Raw genomic sequence first — 20,008 nt, 5'->3', positions numbered from 1 at the left:
CCTCGGAAAGGGGGCGACTCTGATGACGGCGATGGGGCCCGTCCTGCTCACCCGTCCCCGGCTGCACGCCCGCCTGGACCCTGACGAGCCGCGGATCGCCGTCCTGTCGGCGCCGAGCGGCTCGGGCAAGACCAGCCTGGTCCGCTGCTGGGTCGCCTCGCGCGCGCCCGGGACCGTCGTGTGGGCGACCCTCGAGACCGACCACGTCCGCCGCGCGAGCTTCTGGCAGACCGTCCTCACCAACGCCGGTCGGCTCGGGGTCCTGCCCGTCGCCGAGGCCGCCGGCCTGATCGGCGAGGTCGAGCGCACCCACGACCTGCCCGCGGTCGTCGCCGGCGCGCTGTCCGGACGCGGCCCGCTGGTGCTGGTGGTCGACGCCCACGAGCGGCTGCGCGACGACACCGGCGCCGTCGACGCCGACCTGACCCGCCTGGTCCAGCTGTGCCCCGAGCTCAAGGTGGTCGTCACCACCCGGACTACCACCGGATTGGCCGCGCCGGGGCGCACGCTGCGCGGGGACGTCGAGCTGCTCGGCGCCGCCGACCTCGCCTTCACCGAGGCCGAGACCCGCGACCTGCTCACCGCCTTCGGCGAGCCCGGGGTCGCCGCGAGCGCCGCCGAGCTGCACGCGGTCACCGACGGCTTCCCGCTCGCCGTGCGCGCGGGCATGCTCTCGCTGAGCCGCGCCGGCGCCGGACCCGAGGCACCCGACTGGCAGTCGCTGGTCGCCGACGACCTGCGGCTCCAGCTCGGCGCCGGGGCGACCTACGACTTCGTGCTGGCGACCTGCGTGCCGCCGTACTTCGACACCGACCTCGCGCTCGACCTCACCGGGAGCACCGACGTCAAGGAGACGCTCGCCGAGCTCGAGTGGAACGGCTTCGGCCGCTGGATCCCGTTCGCCCCCGGCCGCCAGGTCTTCCAGTACGTCGAGTCGCTGCGGACCGCCATGCTCGCCGACGCCGCCCGCCTCTCTGCCGCCCAGCAGGCGCGGGCTGCCCTGCTCGCCGCGACCTGGCTGCACCGCAACGGCAACTTCGAGACCGCCTTCGAGGTCGCCGTCGCCGCCCGCCAGTACGACTTCGCGGGCCGGGTCTACGCCGCGCTGGTCGCCAGCGATCCCGACACGATCACCACCGGCCGCTTCGACCGGCACCTCGCGTCGGTGCCGCGCAGCGCGCTCACCCAGTACCCCGCACTGGCCCTCGGTCGCGGCCTCGCGTGCCACCGCAACCCCGCCCTGCTGGGGGCCGCGGCGGAGTTCTTCCGCATCCCCGCCGCCTGGACCGGGCCGCGGCTGCCCGAGATGGGCCCCGGCGAGGTGCTCATGGGCCACACCGCCAAGGTCGCGAGCCTGCGGGTGCTCGGCCGCTTCGACGAGTCCGCCCGCGCGGCCCACCAGGCGCTCGCCTACTTCGACACGATCCCCGACGGGGAGCAGCACCACGTCGCCGACCTCGGCGCCACGCTGCTGCGGCACCTGGCGTACTCGCTGTTCCAGGACGGGCAGGTCGACGCGGCCCGCACGTCCGCCCTGCGCGCCATCGCGATGAGCACCCGGCCCGAGTCGCTCAACCACACGGCCGTCTACGTCGTCGGGTTCAACGCGCTCGACGGGCGTTCCGCGGACGCCCGCGCCGCGCGCGGCCACGTCGACCCGGAGGCCTGGCGCCCCGGCCAGACCCGGACCTACAGCAACGCGCTGGGCCGGATCGGGCAGGCGGCGCTGCTGCTCGACGACTTCGAGCTGGAGGCCTCCGTCGCCGAGTACGACGGCTGCGCGTTCGCGACGACCTCCGAGTTCTGGCCCTTCGTGACCTGGACGCTGATGCACGCCCGGCTCGGGCTGGGCCACGCGGCCACCGAGGCGCACCGGGTCGAGGCCGCGCTCGCCCGCACCCCGGCGCCGCCCGGGATGACCGACAGCATGGGCGCGGCCGCCGTACGGGGGGCGCTCGCGGTGCTCTGGCTGGCTGCCGGCAACCGGACCAAGGCCGGGCCGCTGCTCCGGCTCCGCTCCCGCTACAGCGGCCAGGTCGCGCCCGCGGTGACGCTCGCCCGGCTGCTCGCCGGGGAGCCGGCCGAGGCGCTGGCCGCACTGCCCCGGCTCGAGACCCGACCCGGTCACACGACCCGCTCGCTCGCGGCGACGCTCACCATCGGTGCCGCCGCGGCGCTGCGCACCGGCCTGCCCGACACCGCCGCGGCGCTGCTCGACCGGGTGCTCGCCCTGGTCGGCCCGGGCGGCGCGCGGGCCCACCTGATGTACCTGCCCGCGAGCGACCTGGACGCGCTGCGCGCCCTCGCCGCCGAGCGCGGCGACGCGGGGCTGCGCGACTACCTGGCTGGTCCGGTGCCGGACGCCATCACCAGCGAGACCCTCGCCGCCTCGCTGACCCCGCAGGAGCGCGTGGTGATCACGGCACTGGCCCACCACCCGACCCGGGCCGCGGCCGCCGCCGCGCTGCACGTCACCGAGAACACGGTGAAGACCCACCTGCAGCGGATCTACCGCAAGCTCGGCGTCAACTCCCGCGACGCGGTCATCGAGAAGGCGATCGAGCTGGACCTGCTGGCTCCGCGCTGAGCGTCGCGGTCTCGCTGCGGCGTGCCGTCAGCGCGAGGACCAGCGCCGCGAGCAGGCCGGAGACCGCGCAGATCGTCCACACGGCGTAGTAGCCGCCGAGGCTGCCGCCGCTCACCTTGAGCGAGCCCGTGCTCGCCAGGCAGATCGCGAAGACGGACGACGCGATGCCGCCGCCGATCGTCTTGCTGGCGTTGGTGAGCCCGGTCGCCGAGCCGACCCGGCCGGGCGGCGCGACCGCGGCCGCCGCGGCGGGGATCGCCGCGACCAGGCCGCCGGTGCCGAGGCCGATCACCGCCATCACGCCCCACGCCGCGCCGGGGTCGGCGTGCAGGGGCAGCCAGGCGGCGTACCCGGCGGCGTAGACGAGGCAGCCCGCGACCATCGCGCGCCGGGCACCGAGCCAGCGGCTGATCGGCCCCAGCGTCAGCGCGCCGATCGCCAGGCAGGCGACGTAGAACGCGACCCGGGCCGAGCCCTGCGCCGCGGTGAGGCCGAAGCCGTAGCCGTGCACCGCCGGGTCGCTGCGGAAGTACGTCGACAGCGGCACCTGCGCGCCGAGCAGCGACATGCCGACGAGGAACGCCGTCGCCTGGACGCTCCACTGCGCGGGATGGGTGAGCAGCCGGACGTCGACCATCGGGTCGGCATGACCGGCCTCGTAGCGCCACCAGGGCACCAGCAGCGCGAGACCGAGCGCGACCAGCAGCCACGCCGGCACCGAGGTCACGCCGTCGAGGCGGATGAGCACGAGGCCGCCCAGGACGGCCAGGACGGCGAGCGCCATGAGACCGAGCCCGCCCCAGTCGAAGCGGCCGCCGCCGGGCAGGCCCGGGACGTCCTCCAGCAGCAGGAGCAGCGGGAGGCACAGCGTCACCACGACCGCCGGCAGCACCAGCATGGTGGTGAGCGAGACCCGCTCGGCCAGCTGCCCGGCGAGCAGCGCGGCCACGATCACCGACAGCTCCAGCGTGGCCACCAGGATCGCCGCCACCCGGCGGGTGACCCGGCCCTGGTCGGGACGGCCTGCCGTGCGCCGGTGGATCACCGCGACCTCGATCGGCAGCCACACGACGTAGGTGCCCTGGAGGGTCCAGGCGACCAGCATCACCGGGAAGCTCGGCGCGAGCGCGATCCCCCAGGTCGCCACCGCCACGACGGCGGTCGCGCCGACGAGCACCCGCCGGTGCCCGACCAGGTCGCCCAGCCGGGCCAGCGGGGGCACGACCAGCGCCGAGAAGATCAGCTGGGCGGCCTCGAGCCAGTTCAGGTCGGCGTACCGGACGTCGAGGTCGTGGGCGATGTCGACCAGTACCGGGCCGTAGTAGCCCTGGATCACGCCGCTCGCCACCTCGACCGCGGCGAGCAGCGCGATGACGGCGAGGAACGGGTGACGCGGCGGGCGACATCCGCGACGGAGCATTGTCACAGCACTCATGGTGGGGGTTCGCTGAATCCGCCGGTGCATGTCGTCCGGCCCTCGGAACGAAAGATGCTCCCTTGCGCGCTCCCCGCACCCCTTCCCTCGTCCGTCGCGCCCTCGTGACGGCACCGCTCGCCCTCGCCCTCACCCTCACCGGGACGACGGTCGTGGCCACCGCCGGCGCGAGCCCCGCCCGCGCCGCGGCGGCGCCGGGGCCGGTGCAGCCGTGCGGCCCGACGCCGTCGTCCGGGTTCGCGCAGAGCGAGGTCGTCACCGGCCTCGACGAGCCGACCGTCCTCGACGTCGACGGCGCCGGCAACGTCTTCGTCGTCGAGAGCGGCACCGGCCGCCCGCTCAAGCTCGTCCCGCTGGCCTCCGGCTACGCGACCGTCGTGCTTCCCGACAACATCAACCAGGGCCACGGCATCGCCGTGGGGGCCGACGGCGACGTGTGGTTCTCGGCCGGCGGCAACAACGTCGTGTCCCGGCTGATCCCGTCGGGCTCCAGCTATGTCCTTGAGCACGCCGTGGCCTGGGGCATGGCGTACCCGGCCGCCCTGGCGATCGCCGGCCCGGCGCAGGTCTACGTGACGGCGGCCAACGGCGGGAAGGTGCTGGCCCTGACGCCCGGCAACCCCGACTGGGTCCAGACCGAGGTGCGGTCGACCCCGCCGGGCTACCAGCCGTTCGGGCTGGCGCTCGACGACGACGGCGCGCTCTACTCCACCGCCTTCAGCAACGCCACCACGAGCCAGGTCGTCCGGTCCACGCCGTCGGGCGGCGGCTGGACGCACACCGAGATCCCGGTGACCGGCCTGAGCAGCCCCCGCGGCATCGCGGTCGGCCCCGACGGCACGCTCTACGTCGCCGACACCGGCAACGACCGGATCGTGACGCTCACCCCGGCCGGGGCCGGCTGGACCCAGGCGGTGCTGTCGGTCACCGGCCTCGCCGCGCCCCGCGACGTCGCCCTCGACGACGACGGGAACCTGTACGTCACCGACACCGGCAACGACCGCGTCGTCAAGCTGACCCCGCGCACCGTGCAGGCCGTCGCCGACACCGCCACCACCACGGACGGCGCCCCGGTGACCACCGACGTCCGGGCCAACGACAACGGCGGCGGTGCGGCCCTCGCCGTACCGACCGTGGCGGCGCACCCCGCGCACGGCACGGTCGCCGTCACCCCGAACGGCGCGATCACCTACACGCCGGACGCCGGCTTCTCCGGCACCGACACCTACACATACGCCGTCCGCAACGCCGGCGGCACCGTGTGCGACACCGCCCAGGTCACCGTGACCGTGGGCCAGGACAACTCCTGCGGTCCGGTCGGGACCACCGGCGGCACCGGTCGCACCGTCATCCCGTCGGGCATCGAGTACCCCGGCCAGCTGGCGATCGACGGCGACGGCCGCCTCTTCGTCACCGACACCGATCGCGGCGAGGTCGTGCGGCTCACCCCGTCGGGTTCCGGCTTCACGCGCTCGGTGGTCGCGACCGGCGTCGCCGGCGCGGCCGGCATCGCCGTCGACGACGACGGGAACCTGTTCGTCACCTCCTGGAACGCCGGCACCGTCACCCGGCTGGCCCCGTCGGGCGGCGGCTACACCAGCGCGGTGATCGCCTCCGGCCCGCTCCTCGGCCAGCTCCACGGGATCGCGGTCGCCCCGAACGGCGACCTCTACGTCTCCGCCAACACCAACCAGCTCAACCAGGGCCGGGTGCTGCGCCTGATCGCCGCCTCGGGCTACGCCACCGAGGTCGTCGCCTCCGGTCTGACGTTCCCGCACGCCGTCGCCGTCGACCCGGCCGGCACCGCCTACGTCGTCACCGCGTCCACCGTGGTCCGGATCCGGACCACCGTCACCGGATCCACCCAGGACGTCGTGGCGACCGGGCTCCAGGACGCCTACGGTCTCGCGGCCGACGCCGACGGCAACCTCTTCGTCGGCGACACCTACCACCAGCGGATCCTCCGGCTCACCCCGTCGGGCGGCGGCTTCACCTCCTCGGTCGTCCCGGGCTGGGGCGACACCGGCCCGCAGGGCATCGCGGTGCGCGGCGACGGCGTCCTCTTCGTGGCCGACGGCGGGACCAACCAGCTCGTCATGCTCGGTCCCGCACGGCTCGAGGCCGGGGACGACACCACCGCCGTCACGGGCGGCGGCTCGGTGATCACCGACGTCCGGGCGAACGACACGACCAACGCGCCGCTGGCCGCGCCGACCGTCGTCGGCGCTCCGGCGCACGGCACGGCCGCGGTCAACCCCGACGGCACCATCACCTACACGCCCGCGGTGGGCTGGTCCGGCACCGACCACTACACCTACGAGGTCCGCGACACCGCCGCACCCGCCCAGGTCTGCGACGTCGCCACGGTGACGATCGAGGTCGCCGCGGACGACGGCTGCGCGCCCCTCTCCTCGACGGCGTACGCCGGCCGCTTCGTCGCGACCCACGACCTGGTCGAGCCGACCGGCATCGCGGTCGACGCGCGGCGGATCGTCTTCATCTCCGACCCTGGCGGCCAGGCGGTGATCGGCTGGGGCCCCGGCAGCGGTCCCTCGACGATCGACTCCCGGCCGGGCCTGGACCCGCAGGGCATCGCGGTCGACTCCGACGGCAACGTCTTCTACGCCGACGAGGACGACCACGAGATCGTGCGGCTGGACTGGTCCGAGGCCGACCACGACTACGGCACGCGCACGGTGCTCGCCGGCGACCTGCAGCGTCCCTCCGGCGTCGCCGTGGACGCCGACGGCAACGTCTACTTCACCGAGCGGGGCAGCGGCCACGTCGAGAAGCTGACGCCGTCCGGAGCGACGTACACGCGCCGGACCATCGCCGAGGGCCTCGACCGCCCGTACGGCATCGCCGTGGACGCCGACGGCAACCTGTTCGTCGCGGACCGCGGCCACGACCGGGTCGTGCGGCTGACGCCGTCCGGCGCCGACTACACGCCATCGGTGGTGTCGACGAGTGTCGACGGCCCGACCGGCGTCGCGATCACCCCCGAGGGGGACCTGGTCATCGGCGACACCGGCAACAAGCGGGTGCTCCGGCTCGTCCCCACGGGCTCGGGCTACCGCCAGGAGACGATCCAGGCCTGGGGCGACCACGCCCCCACCTGGGTGGCGGCCTTCGACGGCGCGATCATCGTCGTCGACGCCGACGACACCGAGGTCGTCGTCCTCCCGTCGGTGCGCATCGACGCCGAGGACGACACCGCGAGCACCGATGCTCCGGACCCGGTGACCACCGACGTCCGGGCCAACGACACGTCCGCACCCGAGGGCGTCCCGCTCGGCACACCGCGGATCACCACCGCACCGGCCGGCGGTACGGCGACGGTCGACGGCGACGGCTCGGTCACCTACACGCCGGCGGAGGGCTTCTCCGGCGAGGACACCTACGTCTACGCGGTGTCCGAGGACCAGGAGGCGACGGTCGCCTGCTCCGGCGCCACGGTGACCGTGACCGTCCGCAACGTGTTCACGCCGGGCTCCGGGGTGAGCACGCCGCAGAACGTCGCCCACCAGTCGGCGCTCACCGAGCTCGCGACCACCTCGGGCAAGCCCCTGGCGGCGACCGGCGTCACCCAGGTGCGCGCACCCGGGCACGGCGCCATCGAGATCCTCCCGAGCGGCGCCGTCACCTACACCCCGGCCGCGGGCTACAGCGGCCCGGACAGCTACGTGATCGAGGTCTGCGACACCTCCGTGCCCCAGCAGTGCGCGGAGATCACCGTCCCGGTCACCGTCGGGACCAACACCGTGACGGCGACCGACGACGTGGCGAGCACCACCGTGGGCACCGCGGTCGACACCGACGTCACGGACAACGACCTCTCGGAGACCGGGCAGGACCTGGCCGAGCCCACGCTCACGACCGCGGCGGCGTACGGCACGGTGGTCGCGGCGGACGGCGGGTTCCGCTACACCCCGGGCGCCGGCTTCTCGGGCGCCGACTCCTACGAGTACCAGGTCTGCGACACCTCGACCGAGGTGCCGTTCTGCGACACCGCGACGGTGCGGGTGACCGTGGCCAACGTGTTCACGACCGGGGCCGCGGTCTCGACCGCGCAGGACGTCCCCGTGGTCACCGACCTGGCCGACATCGCAAGCACCACGGGCAAGCCGCTGGACCCGGCGGCCGTCACCGTGGTGACCCCGCCGGAGCACGGCTCGGTCGTCGTCGACGAGGCCACCGGCGCGGTGACCTACCGGCCGGCGTCCGGCTTCCACGGCGACGACGGCTACACCGTCCGGGTCTGCGACACCTCCGCGCCGGTCCAGTGCCACGACGCCGAGGTGCGGCTCACCGTGACCGAGGACGACGAGGCTCCCGCCGCGCCGGTGATCACCACGACGACCCGCGCCCGGGTGGCGATCCCGGTCGACCGCTCCGGCGCCCCGCGCGCGGTCCGGCTCACCGACCAGGTCCGGATCTCCGGCTTCCGCCCCGGCGGTACGGCGTCCGGCCGGGCCACGCTGTACGGACCGGTCACACGCCCGTCGGCGTCCATGTGCACCCGCGCCAACGCGGTCGGGACGGTCTTCTTCACGCCGCGCGACGGCACCCTCACCACGCCCTCGATCACCGTGCGCGAGCCCGGCTACTACACGTGGGTCGTCTCGACCACGGCCGACGAGCACAACGCGGCCGCGAGCCACTCCTGCGGCCAGGTCGCGGAGACCACCCTCGTGCACCGGCCCGCGGTCGGGAAGGTGCGCGTCGAGGCGGGCTTCTCGGGAACCCGCTCCCCGGTGGCCGGTCGCCGGCTGCGCCCGGTCCAGGTCTCCGTGCCCGCGCTCGGCATGAGCGCCCGGGTCGACACCGTCGGCGCCCGCCGCGGCACCCTGCAGCTGCCCGGCACCACCCGGCGCGGCGGCTGGCTCGCCGGCTCCGCCGCTCCCGGCGAGGCCGTCGGTGCCACCGTGATCGCCGGCCACGTCTCCGACCGCCGCGACCGGCCGGGGGCCTTCGGCAAGCTGCGCCAGGCCCGCAAGGGCCAGCTCGTCAAGGTCCGCGGGGCCGACGGGGTCGTCCGGACCTACCGGATCGCCTCGGTCACCACCCAGCCGCGCGGCCGCGGCCTGAGCGGCGCCTCGGTCGCGACCACGGGCGAGCACCGGCTCACCCTGGTCACCTGCACCGGCCGGGTGACCTACCGCAACGGACGCTTCCACTACACGAAGAACCTCGTGGTGACGGCGGTGCCGGTGGGCTGAGACCCCGGTGCGGGTGACATGGCGGGCGACATCCCGCCCCCACCCTTGCCCCCGCCCACCCTGGCGGCCTTCGCTTGACCTGCCGACGTACGTCGCCCGCTCCCGGGCAGACGCCGCGGCACCCGGCACCGCGTGTGGGGCGACGGTGCCGGCAGGCCGGTGCGGCCCGGACGGACCAACCCAACCCCCCCCAGGTCTGTCCGGGCCGCACCTCCTCCCGCGGCCCCCGCGGCGTGCGCGATGATGGGCCCTCGAGACGGCGCCCCGGGGCGGCCCGGGACGTCTCGGGTCGACTCGGGTCGACTCAGGCCGAGGAGGGAGCCATGGCCGGCGGAGGTCCCGTGCTGCTCCCGCGCGCCCGGCTGCACCACACGCTCGACCACCCCGAGGCCCGGCTGAGCGTCGTCGCGGCCCCGAGCGGCTACGGCAAGACCAGCCTGGCCCGGGCCTGGGTCGAGACGCTCACCGCGACCGACGTCGTCTGGGTGACGCTCGAGAACGACCTCGAGTCCCGGTCGGCCTTCTGGCAGACCGTGCTCGCCGCCACCGGCCGGGTCGGCATGACGGGCGGGCCGGCCGCGCCGCCCGCCCTGCTCACCGAGATCGAGTCCAGCCCCGATCCCGCCGCGGTGATCGCCCGCGGTCTCGCGAGCAGCACCCGGCCGCTGCTCGTGCTCGACGCCTACGAGAAGGTCCGCGCCGCGGCCGGACAGGTCGACGACGACCTGCTGCGCCTGGTCCGCCTGGTCCCCCGGCTGCAGGTGGTCGTCACCACCCGCACCCCCGGCACGCTGGCCGGCCCCGCCCGGCGCCTGCGCGGCGAGGTGCAGCTGCTGACCGAGGACGACCTCGCCTTCACCCTCGACGAGACCCGCGACCTGCTGGCCGCCTTCGGCAGCCCCGGCGCGAGCGACACCGCGCCGGACCTGCACGCGGCCACCCACGGCTACCCGCTGGCGCTGCGGGCCGCGATGCTCGCCCGCCCCCACGACCGGGCGCGGACCACCCCGGGCCAGCACGACCCCGCCTGGCAGGCGCTGGTGGCCGAGGACCTGCGCGCCCAGCTCGAGCGCGGTGCGGCGTACGCCTTCGTGCTCGCGACCAGCGTGCCGCCGTACTTCGACGCGGAGCTGGCCGTCGGCCTGGCCGCGGGAACGACCGGCGCCGCCGGTCCGGCCGAGGTCGAGGAGATCCTCGACGAGCTGGAGTGGAACGGGTTCGGCCGCCGGATCCCGTTCGCGCCGGGCCACCAGGTCTTCCAGTACGTCGAGTCGCTGCGCGACGCCGTCCTGGCCGAGGCCCGGCAGCGCCCGGTGGCCGACCAGCAGCGGGCGGCCGAGCACAGCGCGGCGTGGCTGCACCGGCACGGCAGCTACGAGGCCGCCCTCGAGATGGCCGTCGGCGCGGGCCTGTTCGGCATCGCCGCCCGGGTCTACGCCGCCGTCGTCGTCACCACCCAGGACGCCCAGTCCACCGGCCTGGTCGACCGTCACCTCGCCTCGGTCCCGAGCCGCGCGCTCACCCAGTTCCCCGCGCTCGCGTTCGGGCGCGGGCTCGCCTGCTTCCGCGACCCGTCGCTGCGCGGCGCCGCCGCCGACTACTTCCGGATCTCCGCCCGCTGGGACGGCCCGCGCTTCCCGAACCCGACCACCGGCGAGTACCTCCTCGGCCACGTCGCGAAGGTCGTCAGCCTGCGCCTGCTCGGGCGGGTCCAGGAGTCCGGCCGGGCCGCCGCCGAGGCCCTCGACTTCCTCGCGCGGATGCCCGCGGGCGAGCGCGAGGGGCTCAGCTTCCTCGGCCCGATGGCGCTGCGCCACCTCGCCTACTCCCAGTTCCTCGCCGGCGACGTCGCCGGCGCCCGGGACTCCACGACCCGCGCGGTCGCGATGGCGACCGACCCGGTGGTGCGCAACCACACCGCGGTGTACGCCGTCGGGCTGGGCGCGTTCGAGGGCCAGACCGTCCCGGCCCGCGCGGCCCGCTCGCTGCTCAGTGCGCCGGCCTGGCGCCCGGGCGAGGACCGCTCCTACGCCAACGCCCTGGGCCGGATCGGGGAGGCTGTCCTCCGGCTCGACGACGCCGACTTCGCCGGCGCCCTCGCCACCTTCGACGACACCACCTTCCGCGACACCACCGAGCACTGGCCGTTGCTGACCTGGACCCTCCTGCACGCCCACATCGGCCTCGGCTCCGCCGCCGCCGAGGCACGCCGGGTCGAGGAGCAGCTGCGCCGGACGCCGGCGCCGCCGGTGATGGGCGACAGCGTCGGCGCGGCCGCGGTCCGTGGTGCCCTCGCCGTCGCCTGGCTCGCGGCCGGCAACCACCCCCGCTCGACGGCGCTGCTGCGCTCCCGGACCGGCTACGGCGGGCAGCTCGCGCCCGCGGCGGCCCTCTCCCGCCTGCTGGCCGGCGACGCCACCGGTCTGCTCACCGCGCTGCCCGCGCTGGAGAGCCGCCCCGGGCACACGATCCGCTCGCTCGCCGCCGTCCTGGTCCTCGGCGCCGCGGCCGCCACCCGTACCGGGCACGACGACGCCGCCGCGGCCCTGCTCGAGCGCGTCCTCGCCCAGGTCGGCCCCGACGGCGCCCGCCTGCACCTGATCTACCTGCCGCCCGACGACGTCGCCGCGCTGCGCCGGATCGCGGCGAGCCGGGGCAGCCTCGCCGTCCAGGAGCACCTGGCCGCGCCGGTCCCGGCCTGCTTCGACGCCGCGCCCACCATCGTCGCGCTGACCCGCCAGGAGCGGACCGTGCTCGCCGCCCTCGCCCAGCACCCCCACCGGGGCGACCTGGCCGCCGCCCTGCACCTGTCGGAGAACACCGTCAAGACCCACCTGCAGCGGATCTACCGCAAGCTCGGCGCCGGCTCGCGCACCGCCGTGCTGGAACGGGCGATCGAGCTCGACCTGCTCTAGCTGGGTGACTTTCGGGGCGACTTGTCCCCCGGAGGCGTTGCCCGGCATCGGGTCAGGGGGTTCGGTAGAGCCGCCGCGGCCTGCTCGGCCCGCGGCATCCCCCGATCGGAGCCTTCCTCATGTCCTCACGTCGCGGCCCGGCCGCCGTCCTCGCCCTCGGCGCGGCCACCCTGGTGCTGCTCGCCGGCATCACGCCGGCGATGGCCGACGACCCGACCCCGGACCCGGCTGCCCCGGCTTCCCCGGCGCCGACCGCCGCGGTCGAGACGCCGACGCCCGAGACGCCGACGCCCGAGCCGACGCCGTCCCCGGAGGCCGATCCGACCCCGACCCCGACGCCGTCCCCGGAGGCCGAGCCGGCCCCGGAGAAGGCGCCCGCGCCCGCCACGGCCCGGCCGGCCGGCATCACCCTCACCCCCGAGACGGCCTCGACCGTCGCTGGTGAGCCGGCGTCCTTCGCCGTGTGGAGCGTCGACGCCGACGGGACGCGGCTGCGCGAGGTCACCGCCGAGGCCGACTACGAGGTCGTCGGCGGCGGGTCCTGCACCGCCGGGTCCTGCACCACGACGCGGGCCGGCGTCGCCGTGGTCAAGGCGCGGTGGGACCGCTTCTCCGCCGTCGCCGGCCTCCAGGTCACCCCGGGACCGACCGCCGGGATCACGCTGAAGCCCAGCGCCGCCAGTATCGGCATCGGCGACGCCCAGGTCTTCAGCGCGCTGCGCGTCGACCGGTACGGGAACCGGACCGAGCTGGCGTACACCGTCGACTACACCGCCAGCGGTGGGCTCGCGTGCCTCGCCAGCGGGCACAGCGCGCGCTGCGAGCCGACCACCCCCGGCACCTACACCGTCACGGTCACCGATCCGAGCGACCCCGCGGTGACCGCGTCGGCCACCTTGACCGTCGGCGGCCACGTGCTCAACGGCCTCTCCGTGACCGGTCCGCCGGGCCCCGTGACCGCCGGTACGCCGTTCGCGGTGACCGCCGCCGGCCGCACCCCCCTCGGGAACACGCTCGACGTCACCGACCGCGCCGCCTTCCGGGTCGCGCCCGTCGACGACCACGGCGTCACCGACCTCGGGGCCTCGGTCCCCTGCCCGGCCGCCACCTGCACCCTCGACCGGGCCGGGCGGTACTCCGTCGTCGCCCTCCTGGACGACCCGACCCTGAGCGCCACGACCGAGGTCGAGGTCGCGCCCGGCGCACCGACCGGTCTCGTCGTGAGCCCGGCTGAGGCCGCCGTCACCGCCGGCGCGAGCCAGGACTTCCGGGCCGCGCTCGTGGACTCCTTCGGCAACCGCACGCCGGCGCCCGGGGCGACGTACACGATCGGTGCGCCGGGCATCTGCACCGACAACGCCTGCACGGCCGCCACCGCGGGGACCTACACCGTCACCGCCACCGAGGGCGGCCGGACCGCGACCGCGACCCTCCGGGTGCACCCGGACGAGCGGCCCACCGCGGGGATCGCCCGGATCGAGGTGGCCCCCACCGCCGCGAGCACGCCCGCGGGCACGCCCGGGACCTTCGTGGTCCGGGCCTACGCCGCGGACGGCCGGCCGCTGGGCACCGTCACCGACGACGCCCGGCTCGAGATCGAGGGCGCGGGCACCCTGCGGACGCCGTTCGGCGAGCGCTCCCTCGGCTGCACCGGCGCCACCTGCACCTCCACCGCCGCGGGCCGGCACACCGTGACCGCCCACCTCGGCGACCTCACCGCGACGACCACCTTCGTGGTCGTGTCCGACGGCAACCGGGTCGCGACCGGCCTGGCTCCCTCCGCGGCCGTGATCCGGGCCGGCGAGACCCAGGCGTTCGCGCCCGGGATCCTCGACACCTACGGCAACCTGGCCGAGGGGTCCACGGGCATCGACGCCCTGGAGCTCCAGGCGAGCGCCGGCGCGAGCTGCACCGGCACGGTCTGCGGGTCGACACGAGCGGGCGTCTACGTCATCCGGATCGGCGGGTTGAACGGCCAGCCGGTCAACGAGGAGTTCCAGTGGCTCTACACGGCCCTCCTCATCGTCGTCCCGGGCCCCACCGACCGCATCGGGCTCGATCCGGCGACGGCGACCGTCCCCGCCGGCGAGGCCGTGGACCTCACCGCGACGGCGTACGACGCCTACGACAACGTGATCGACGACGTCACCGACCGGACCACCTTCGCCCCCGGTCCGGGCGCGACCTGCGTCGCCCAGCGGTGCTCCAGCACGGTCGCCGCGACCTACCCGGTCACCGGCACCCTGGACGGCAAGAGCGCCGAGGCACGCCTGACCGTCGTGGCGGGTCCGGTCGACCGGATCACGCTGAGCCCCGGCCGGGCCACCATCGAGGCCGGTCGCACCCGGGCCTTCACCGCCGCGGGCTTCGACGCCTACGGCAACGAGACCGGTGACCTCACCGGCGCCACCACGTTCACCAGCACCGCGCCCGGCACCTGCTCGGCCAACGCCTGCGGGGCGACCTCGGCTGGCGAGCTCACCGTGACCGGCTCGTACGTCGTCCCGGCGCCGGCCGCACCGGAGCGCCTGGCGTCCGGCCGGTTCGGGGCCCTGCTCGCCGCGCCGGGCGACACGGTGACCGGGACCGCCACGCTCACCGTCACGCCCCGGGACCCCGGCACCCCGGGCACGCCGGGCACCCCCGGGGGACCCGGTGACGGCGCCGGCAACGGCAACGGCGGTCACGGCGGCAACGGCGGTCACGGCGGCGGGGACCCGGCCGACGCCGGCGCCCTGCCCGCCACCGGCTCCGCGGTCGGCTGGAGGCACGGCCTGCTCGCCGTCCTGCTCCTGGCGGCCGGGGCCGTGTGCCTGCGCCGGGCCCGGCGCGCCTAGGGTCGAGACATGTCCGTCGTGAAGATCAACGCCATCCAGGTCCCCGAGGGCGCCGGCCCCGAGCTCGAGAAGCGCTTCGCCGCCCGCGCGGGCGCGGTCGAGGGGTCGCCGGGCTTCCTGGGCTTCCAGCTGCTCCGCCCGACCGCGGGCGAGGACCGCTACTTCGTCGTCACCCAGTGGGCCGACGAGGAGTCGTTCGCCGCCTGGCGCGACGGCCAGGGCCGCGCCGCGCACGCCGAGAAGCCGGGCGAGGCGCCCCGCAAGCCGGTCGCGACCGGCGCCGACCTGCTGGAGTTCGAGGTCGTCCTCGACGTCAAGGGCGGCTGAGCAGCCGCGCCGCACGGCGCAGGTCGGCCGCCACGGCCGCCCTGCTCCCCCACGTCACCAGGCCGCCCACCCGGAGGCCGCGGACCGCGAAGTCCGCGGTCACCCGGCAGCCGGCGGCGTCCTCGTCGAAGCGCAGCTCCAGGCGTGCCCGGAACGGGCCGCACTCGCCCTCCTCGACCCACCGGTACGGCGGCTCGCTGAGCGTCGTGCGCATCCGGGGCCGGATGCCGGGGACCACGGTCACGTCGGTCCACGCGCTGTCGTCGTCCCGCACCCCGGCGACCGCCCGCAGCGAGGACTGCCAGGCCGGCCGGTTGCGCGGGTCGGCGAGGTAGTCGAACGCCCGCTCCCGCGGGACCGGGAAGGCGACGACGATCCGGGTCACCCCACGATCGTGCCAGCCCGCTCCTCAGCCGGGGCGGCCGCAGTGCCGCGGACCCGGCGGCGCGGCGCCGCGGTGTGCACGATCAGCGCGAAGGCGACCAGGATCGGCGTCACCGGCGCGAGCATCTGGCCGGCCAGGAACCCGTCGACCAGCCCGTACGACGGCGTCGCGGCCACCACGACCAGCGCCGTCACCGGCGTGGCCAGCGCGGCCCCCCAGGCCAGCCACCGCCAGCGCTGCTCACCGATCCCCTGACCGGCCCGGCCGGCCCGGACCGCGCCGGCGAGGCAGATCGCGAGCAGCCCCCAGGCGGGGAGCAGGTGCCCGGCCCAGACCATCGCGCCCGGCGCCTCGGCGGGCAGCCGGCCGAAGCGGTCGAGCAGCCACAGCGAGCCGAGCGCCGAGACGACGACCGCGGCGACGTACTGGAGGCGGGCGTTCGGCGCGACGTCCGCGCGCCGGGTCGCCCGCTGGGTCAGCAGGAAGGCGATCGCGCCGCCGCCGGGCGCCACGATCGCGAGCGTGGAGGCGCCGGAGTCGAGGCTCGCCATGAGCTCGAGCCCCTCGTCGATCCGGCCGAGCCCGACCCACAGCACCCGCAGCAGCGGCGCGGTGAGCATGAACGCGATGTTCATCGTCATCCAGGCGCGGTGGGTGACGACGTCGCGCCGCCGGATCGCCCACAGGGCGTAGGCCGCCGAACCCAACGTACCCGTGGCCAGGCCCCAGAGCTGGAGGTCGAACGCCGAGCCGCCGAAGTAGTCGATGGCCGGGCTGCCGAGCAGGAAGGCGTAGGCCGCGAGCATGCTCGTCGCCATGAGCGCGAGGTAGACCCGACCGACGTACCGGTGCACGGCGGGACGCCGGGCGCGCAGCCGCGGCGAGAACTGCAGCATCGCCAGGGCCAGCGCGAGCGCCCCGGTGCTCGTGTGCACGAGCATCACGACCCGGTGCTCGCGGTAGTCCTCGGCCCGCAGCTGGACCACCGACCCGTGCCCGAACGCGAAGTCGTGGCTGACGACCGCACCCTGGAGGTGGTCCTGGAGCCGCGGTGCGTCGGCGGCGAAGAAGTGCCACCCGTAGGTGAAGGCCAGCGGGAAGTAGCCGATCGCCACGACCGCCACCACCCAGAAGGCCACCCGGGGCAGCGTCCACGCCGAGGGTCCCGGCGTCGTGCCCGAGGTCAGAGGATCGCGCCGGGCGTGTAGGCCGCCGCGGCCGGGTGCGCCTCGACGACCGCGGCGACCTGCCGGCAGACCTCCTGGGTCTGGGCGACCGCGGCACCGGTGAAGGTGATCGGCTCGGCGACCAGCGTCGCGAGCTGCTCGGCGGTCAGGCCGAGCCGCTCGTCGGCGGCGAGCTTGGCGAACACGTCGTTCTCGGCCTGGCCCTGGCGCATCGCGAGGGCGGTCCCGACCGCGGCCTCCTTGATCGCCTCGTGCGCGACCTCGCGGCCCACGCCGTTGCGGACCGCGGCCATGAGCACCTTGGTGGTCGCCAGGAACGGCAGGTAGCGGTCGAGCTCGCGCTGGATCACCGCCGGGAAGGCACCGAACTCGTCGAGCACGGTCAGGAACGTCTGGAAGAGGCCGTCGACCGCGAAGAAGGCGTCGGGCAGCGCGACCCGTCGTACGACGGAGCAGGAGACGTCGCCCTCGTTCCACTGGTCGCCGGCGAGCTCGCCGACCATGGAGAGGTAGCCGCGGGTGACCACGGCGAGGCCGTTGACCCGCTCGCAGGAACGGGTGTTCATCTTGTGGGGCATGGCGGAGGAGCCGACCTGGCCCTCCTTGAAGCCCTCGGTGACGATCTCGTTGCCGGCCATCAGGCGGATCGTCGTCGCCAGGTTGGACGGCGCCGCGGTGAGCTGGACCAGCGCGGACAGCACGTCGAAGTCGAGCGAGCGCGGGTAGACCTGGCCGACGCTGGTCAGCACCCGCTCGAAGCCCAGGTGGCGCGCCACCCGCTGCTCCAGGTCGGCCAGCTTGTCGGCGTCCCCGCCGAGCAGGTCGAGCATGTCCTGGGCGGTGCCCATCGGACCCTTGATGCCGCGCAGCGGGTAGCGGGCGAGCAGCTGCTCGATCCGCTCCACCCCGATGAGCAGCTCGTCGGCCACCGTCGCGAACCGCTTGCCGAGCGTCGTGGCCTGCGCGGCCACGTTGTGGCTCCGGCCCGCCATCACGGTGGTCTCGTGCTCAGCCGCCAGCCGCGCCAGCCGGGCCAGCGTCGCGACCGCCCGGTCGCGCAGCAGGTCGAGCGACTGCCGGACCTGGAGCTGCTCGACGTTCTCGGTCAGGTCCCGGCTCGTCATCCCCTTGTGGATGTGCTCGTGACCCGCGAGCGCCGCGAACTCCTCGATGCGCGCCTTCACGTCGTGCCGGGTGATCCGCTCCCGGTCGGCGATGCTCGCCAGGTCGACGTTCTCGACGACCTTCTCGTAGGCCTCGACCACGCCGTCGGGGACGTCGATACCGAGGTCCTTCTGCGCCTTGAGGACGGCGATCCACAGCCGCCGCTCGAGGACGATCTTGTGCTCGGGCGACCAGATCTCAGCGAGGTCGGCGGCGGCGTAGCGGGTGGCGAGGACGTTCGGCACGGTCACGGTGGGCCATTCTCCCACGTGCCGGCGCCCGGGCCGATTCGCCCGCTCAGGCGCGGACGGGCCGGACCAGCACCATCTCGCCGTCCTCGGTGCTGCCCCGCACCTCGGTGAACCCGGCCTTGGCCGCCACCCGCAGGCTCGCCGCGTTGGTCGGCGCGATCGACGCCCGCACCCGTACGCCGGCCCCGTCGGCCCGCTCCAGCAGCGCCCCCAGCGCCTCGCTCGCCAGCCCGTACCCCCGCGCCGGCGCGACCAGCCCGTACCCGACCTCGACCTCGGCCACCCCGTCGGCCGCGTCCTGCGGCGGCCCGAAGAACCCGATCGACCCGATCACCAGCTGCTGCTTGAGCGACACGATCGACCGCGGCCCCCACGGGTCGCCGTCGCGCCACAGGGTCGCCGCGCCCTCGTCGTCCTCGCGCGGGAAGTCGGCGTGCCACTCGGGACGGCGCCGGCCGGCCTTGATGTCGGCGACGGTGTCGGCGTCCCACAGGACCAGGCTGAGCCGGGTGGTGAGGACGCCGGACGCGGTACCCGGGTGCGCGCTTTCGACCATGGCGCCACTGTGCCAGGCCGATGGATCTAGGGTCACGCCATGGCCCTGGACGACGACCTGGTCGCGCGCATCGCCCGCGCCGTGACGACGTACGGCGCCGGCCGGCCGATCCCGCCCGACGAGCTCGCCGCCCGGCTGGCTCCCCTCGGCCTCACCCCGGACCCGGACCTCGCCGACTTCGCGGCACGCTGGGGCGGCTGCTTCGTCGGCGTCGCCGTGCACCTGTGGGACCACTCCTCGCTGCTCGGCCGCGAGACCTGCGTCGAGCTGACCACCTGGGCCCGCGAGGCCCACGGCGCGGTCGTCGACGGCCTCGTCATCGCCGACGACGGCGCCGGCAACCCGATCTGGATCGCGGCCGACGGCGCGGTGCGGATCCTCGACCACGACAGCGGGCGGGTGGACGCGCTGGCGCCGGACTTCCGGACGTTCGTCGCGGACAACGTGCACGCGTGAGGCGGGCTCAGCCATCGAGGAGGTCGGGCAGATCGACCGTGACGACGCCGTGGTCCGCGATCGCGATCTCGGCGCGCGGGCGGTGGTCGTCGAGGAGCACCAGCGTCTCCCAGCCCTCGTCGACCAGGTGGTGCACCTCGAGGGTGCGCCGCTCCGGATCGACGACCCAGAACTGGCTGATGCCCGCGGCGGCGTACTCGGGTGCCTTGCGGACCAGGTCCTCGGTGCGCGTGCTCGGCGAGAGCACCTCGACCACCAGGACGGGCCGCTCGATGAACAGACCCTCGGGCTGCATGGTGGCGTAGGCGTCGGGGATCCGGACCCGGTTGCCGGGCAGCTTGATGTTGCCGGAGCTCGAGCCGTAGAGGTTCTCGACCTGGTCGAACAGGTTGGCCAATCGGCGCGCGATGCGTTGGTGGCGCCAGATCGGGTCGGGGCTCACCACGACCACCCCGTCGACCCACTCGTGGCGGGGATGCTCCGGCGTGGCGAGGTACTCCTCCCACGACATCGGGATGTACTGCACTGCCTCCACCGAGACTCCTGACACCGAGACGGACACACCGGAACTCCTCTCCCATGATGACCCGGCCATCGGGTCGGGGAAAGGCTCACCCTCCGGGGAGGTACGCGAAACGTCGACCACGCGTTGTCCACAGACAGCGCGCTGACCTGCGGTTTCTCGAGCG

Annotated in this window: 12 protein-coding genes; 6 read left to right on the top strand and 6 right to left on the bottom strand. The window is 75.2% G+C overall.

Going from position 1 to position 20,008, the window contains the following annotated elements; all coding sequences use genetic code 11:
• The first annotated feature begins 22 nt into the window (after positions 1 to 22).
• Positions 23 to 2,587, top strand: coding sequence for a LuxR C-terminal-related transcriptional regulator (locus CCO04_RS04385; protein WP_215812849.1), 2,565 nt, complete (start codon positions 23 to 25; stop codon positions 2,585 to 2,587).
• Here CCO04_RS04385 and CCO04_RS04380 read toward each other — a convergent pair.
• Entirely contained in the window at positions 2,544 to 4,007 is a 1,464-nt protein-coding gene (locus CCO04_RS04380) for an MFS transporter (protein ID WP_215812918.1), read from the bottom strand. The two genes, CCO04_RS04385 and CCO04_RS04380, sit on opposite strands and share 44 nt — an antisense overlap.
• A gap of 119 nt (positions 4,008 to 4,126) precedes the next feature.
• On the opposite strand from CCO04_RS04380, the gene CCO04_RS04375 reads away from it, so the two are divergent.
• The 4 genes from CCO04_RS04375 (at position 4,127) to CCO04_RS04360 (ending at position 15,320) form a co-directional block, all read left to right on the top strand.
• Positions 4,127 to 9,241 (top strand): Ig-like domain-containing protein, encoded by a 5,115-nt coding sequence (locus tag CCO04_RS04375; RefSeq protein WP_215812848.1) that lies wholly within the window; start codon positions 4,127 to 4,129, stop codon positions 9,239 to 9,241.
• A gap of 323 nt (positions 9,242 to 9,564) precedes the next feature.
• A complete protein-coding gene (locus CCO04_RS29475) occupies positions 9,565 to 12,156 on the top strand; it encodes a LuxR C-terminal-related transcriptional regulator (protein ID WP_305799857.1) in 2,592 nt (863 codons plus the stop codon).
• A 119-nt stretch (positions 12,157 to 12,275) separates the two neighbouring features.
• Positions 12,276 to 14,993, top strand: a complete 2,718-nt coding sequence (locus CCO04_RS04365; RefSeq protein ID WP_215812847.1) for a hypothetical protein — start codon at positions 12,276 to 12,278, stop codon at positions 14,991 to 14,993.
• A gap of 9 nt (positions 14,994 to 15,002) precedes the next feature.
• Positions 15,003 to 15,320, top strand: coding sequence for an antibiotic biosynthesis monooxygenase (locus CCO04_RS04360; protein WP_215812846.1), 318 nt, complete (start codon positions 15,003 to 15,005; stop codon positions 15,318 to 15,320).
• On the opposite strand, the gene CCO04_RS04355 is transcribed toward CCO04_RS04360, so the two are convergent.
• Genes CCO04_RS04355 through CCO04_RS04340 form a run of 4 tightly spaced genes read right to left on the bottom strand, consistent with a single transcriptional unit; the run spans position 15,307 to position 18,863 of the window.
• Positions 15,307 to 15,705, bottom strand: a complete 399-nt coding sequence (locus CCO04_RS04355) for an SRPBCC family protein (protein WP_215812845.1) — start codon at positions 15,703 to 15,705, stop codon at positions 15,307 to 15,309. The two genes, CCO04_RS04360 and CCO04_RS04355, sit on opposite strands and share 14 nt — an antisense overlap.
• A complete protein-coding gene (locus CCO04_RS04350) occupies positions 15,702 to 16,844 on the bottom strand; it encodes a DUF2306 domain-containing protein (RefSeq protein WP_215812844.1) in 1,143 nt (380 codons plus the stop codon). Before CCO04_RS04350 ends, CCO04_RS04355 begins: the two co-directional genes overlap by 4 nt.
• Positions 16,845 to 16,888: 44 nt before the next feature.
• On the bottom strand, positions 16,889 to 18,307 hold the full coding sequence (gene purB, locus CCO04_RS04345) for an adenylosuccinate lyase (protein WP_215812843.1): 1,419 nt from the start codon (positions 18,305 to 18,307) through the stop codon (positions 16,889 to 16,891).
• Positions 18,308 to 18,353: 46 nt separating this feature from the next.
• Positions 18,354 to 18,863: a GNAT family N-acetyltransferase gene (locus CCO04_RS04340; protein ID WP_215812842.1), complete on the bottom strand. Its 510-nt coding sequence runs from the start codon at positions 18,861 to 18,863 to the stop codon at positions 18,354 to 18,356.
• A gap of 39 nt (positions 18,864 to 18,902) precedes the next feature.
• Between CCO04_RS04340 and CCO04_RS04335 the strand changes: the two genes are divergently transcribed.
• The gene (locus CCO04_RS04335; protein WP_215812841.1) at positions 18,903 to 19,319 is read left to right on the top strand and encodes an SMI1/KNR4 family protein; all 417 of its coding nucleotides are present in this window, start codon (positions 18,903 to 18,905) and stop codon (positions 19,317 to 19,319) included.
• A 7-nt stretch (positions 19,320 to 19,326) separates the two neighbouring features.
• On the opposite strand, the gene CCO04_RS04330 is transcribed toward CCO04_RS04335, so the two are convergent.
• Complete coding sequence (locus tag CCO04_RS04330; RefSeq protein ID WP_215812840.1) at positions 19,327 to 19,854, bottom strand: Uma2 family endonuclease; 528 nt, start codon at positions 19,852 to 19,854, stop codon at positions 19,327 to 19,329.
• Positions 19,855 to 20,008: the final 154 nt, after the last annotated feature.

This window comes from Pimelobacter sp. 30-1, assembly GCF_018831735.1.
GTDB lineage: Bacteria > Actinomycetota > Actinomycetes > Propionibacteriales > Nocardioidaceae > Nocardioides.
This window is presented reverse-complemented; position numbering and strand designations above follow the sequence as displayed.

What these genes read in the sequence shown, in the direction of transcription:
- CCO04_RS04365 (WP_215812847.1), top strand. Translation starts at nt 12,276, where the DNA reads ATGTCCTCACGTCGCGGCCCGGCCGCCGTCCTCGCCCTCGGCGCGGCC.
- CCO04_RS29475 (WP_305799857.1), top strand. Translation starts at nt 9,565, where the DNA reads ATGGCCGGCGGAGGTCCCGTGCTGCTCCCGCGCGCCCGGCTGCACCAC.
- CCO04_RS04380 (WP_215812918.1), bottom strand. Translation starts at nt 4,007, where the DNA reads ATGCTCCGTCGCGGATGTCGCCCGCCGCGTCACCCGTTCCTCGCCGTC.
- CCO04_RS04385 (WP_215812849.1), top strand. Translation starts at nt 23, where the DNA reads ATGACGGCGATGGGGCCCGTCCTGCTCACCCGTCCCCGGCTGCACGCC.
- CCO04_RS04335 (WP_215812841.1), top strand. Translation starts at nt 18,903, where the DNA reads ATGGCCCTGGACGACGACCTGGTCGCGCGCATCGCCCGCGCCGTGACG.
- CCO04_RS04340 (WP_215812842.1), bottom strand. Translation starts at nt 18,863, where the DNA reads ATGGTCGAAAGCGCGCACCCGGGTACCGCGTCCGGCGTCCTCACCACC.
- CCO04_RS04360 (WP_215812846.1), top strand. Translation starts at nt 15,003, where the DNA reads ATGTCCGTCGTGAAGATCAACGCCATCCAGGTCCCCGAGGGCGCCGGC.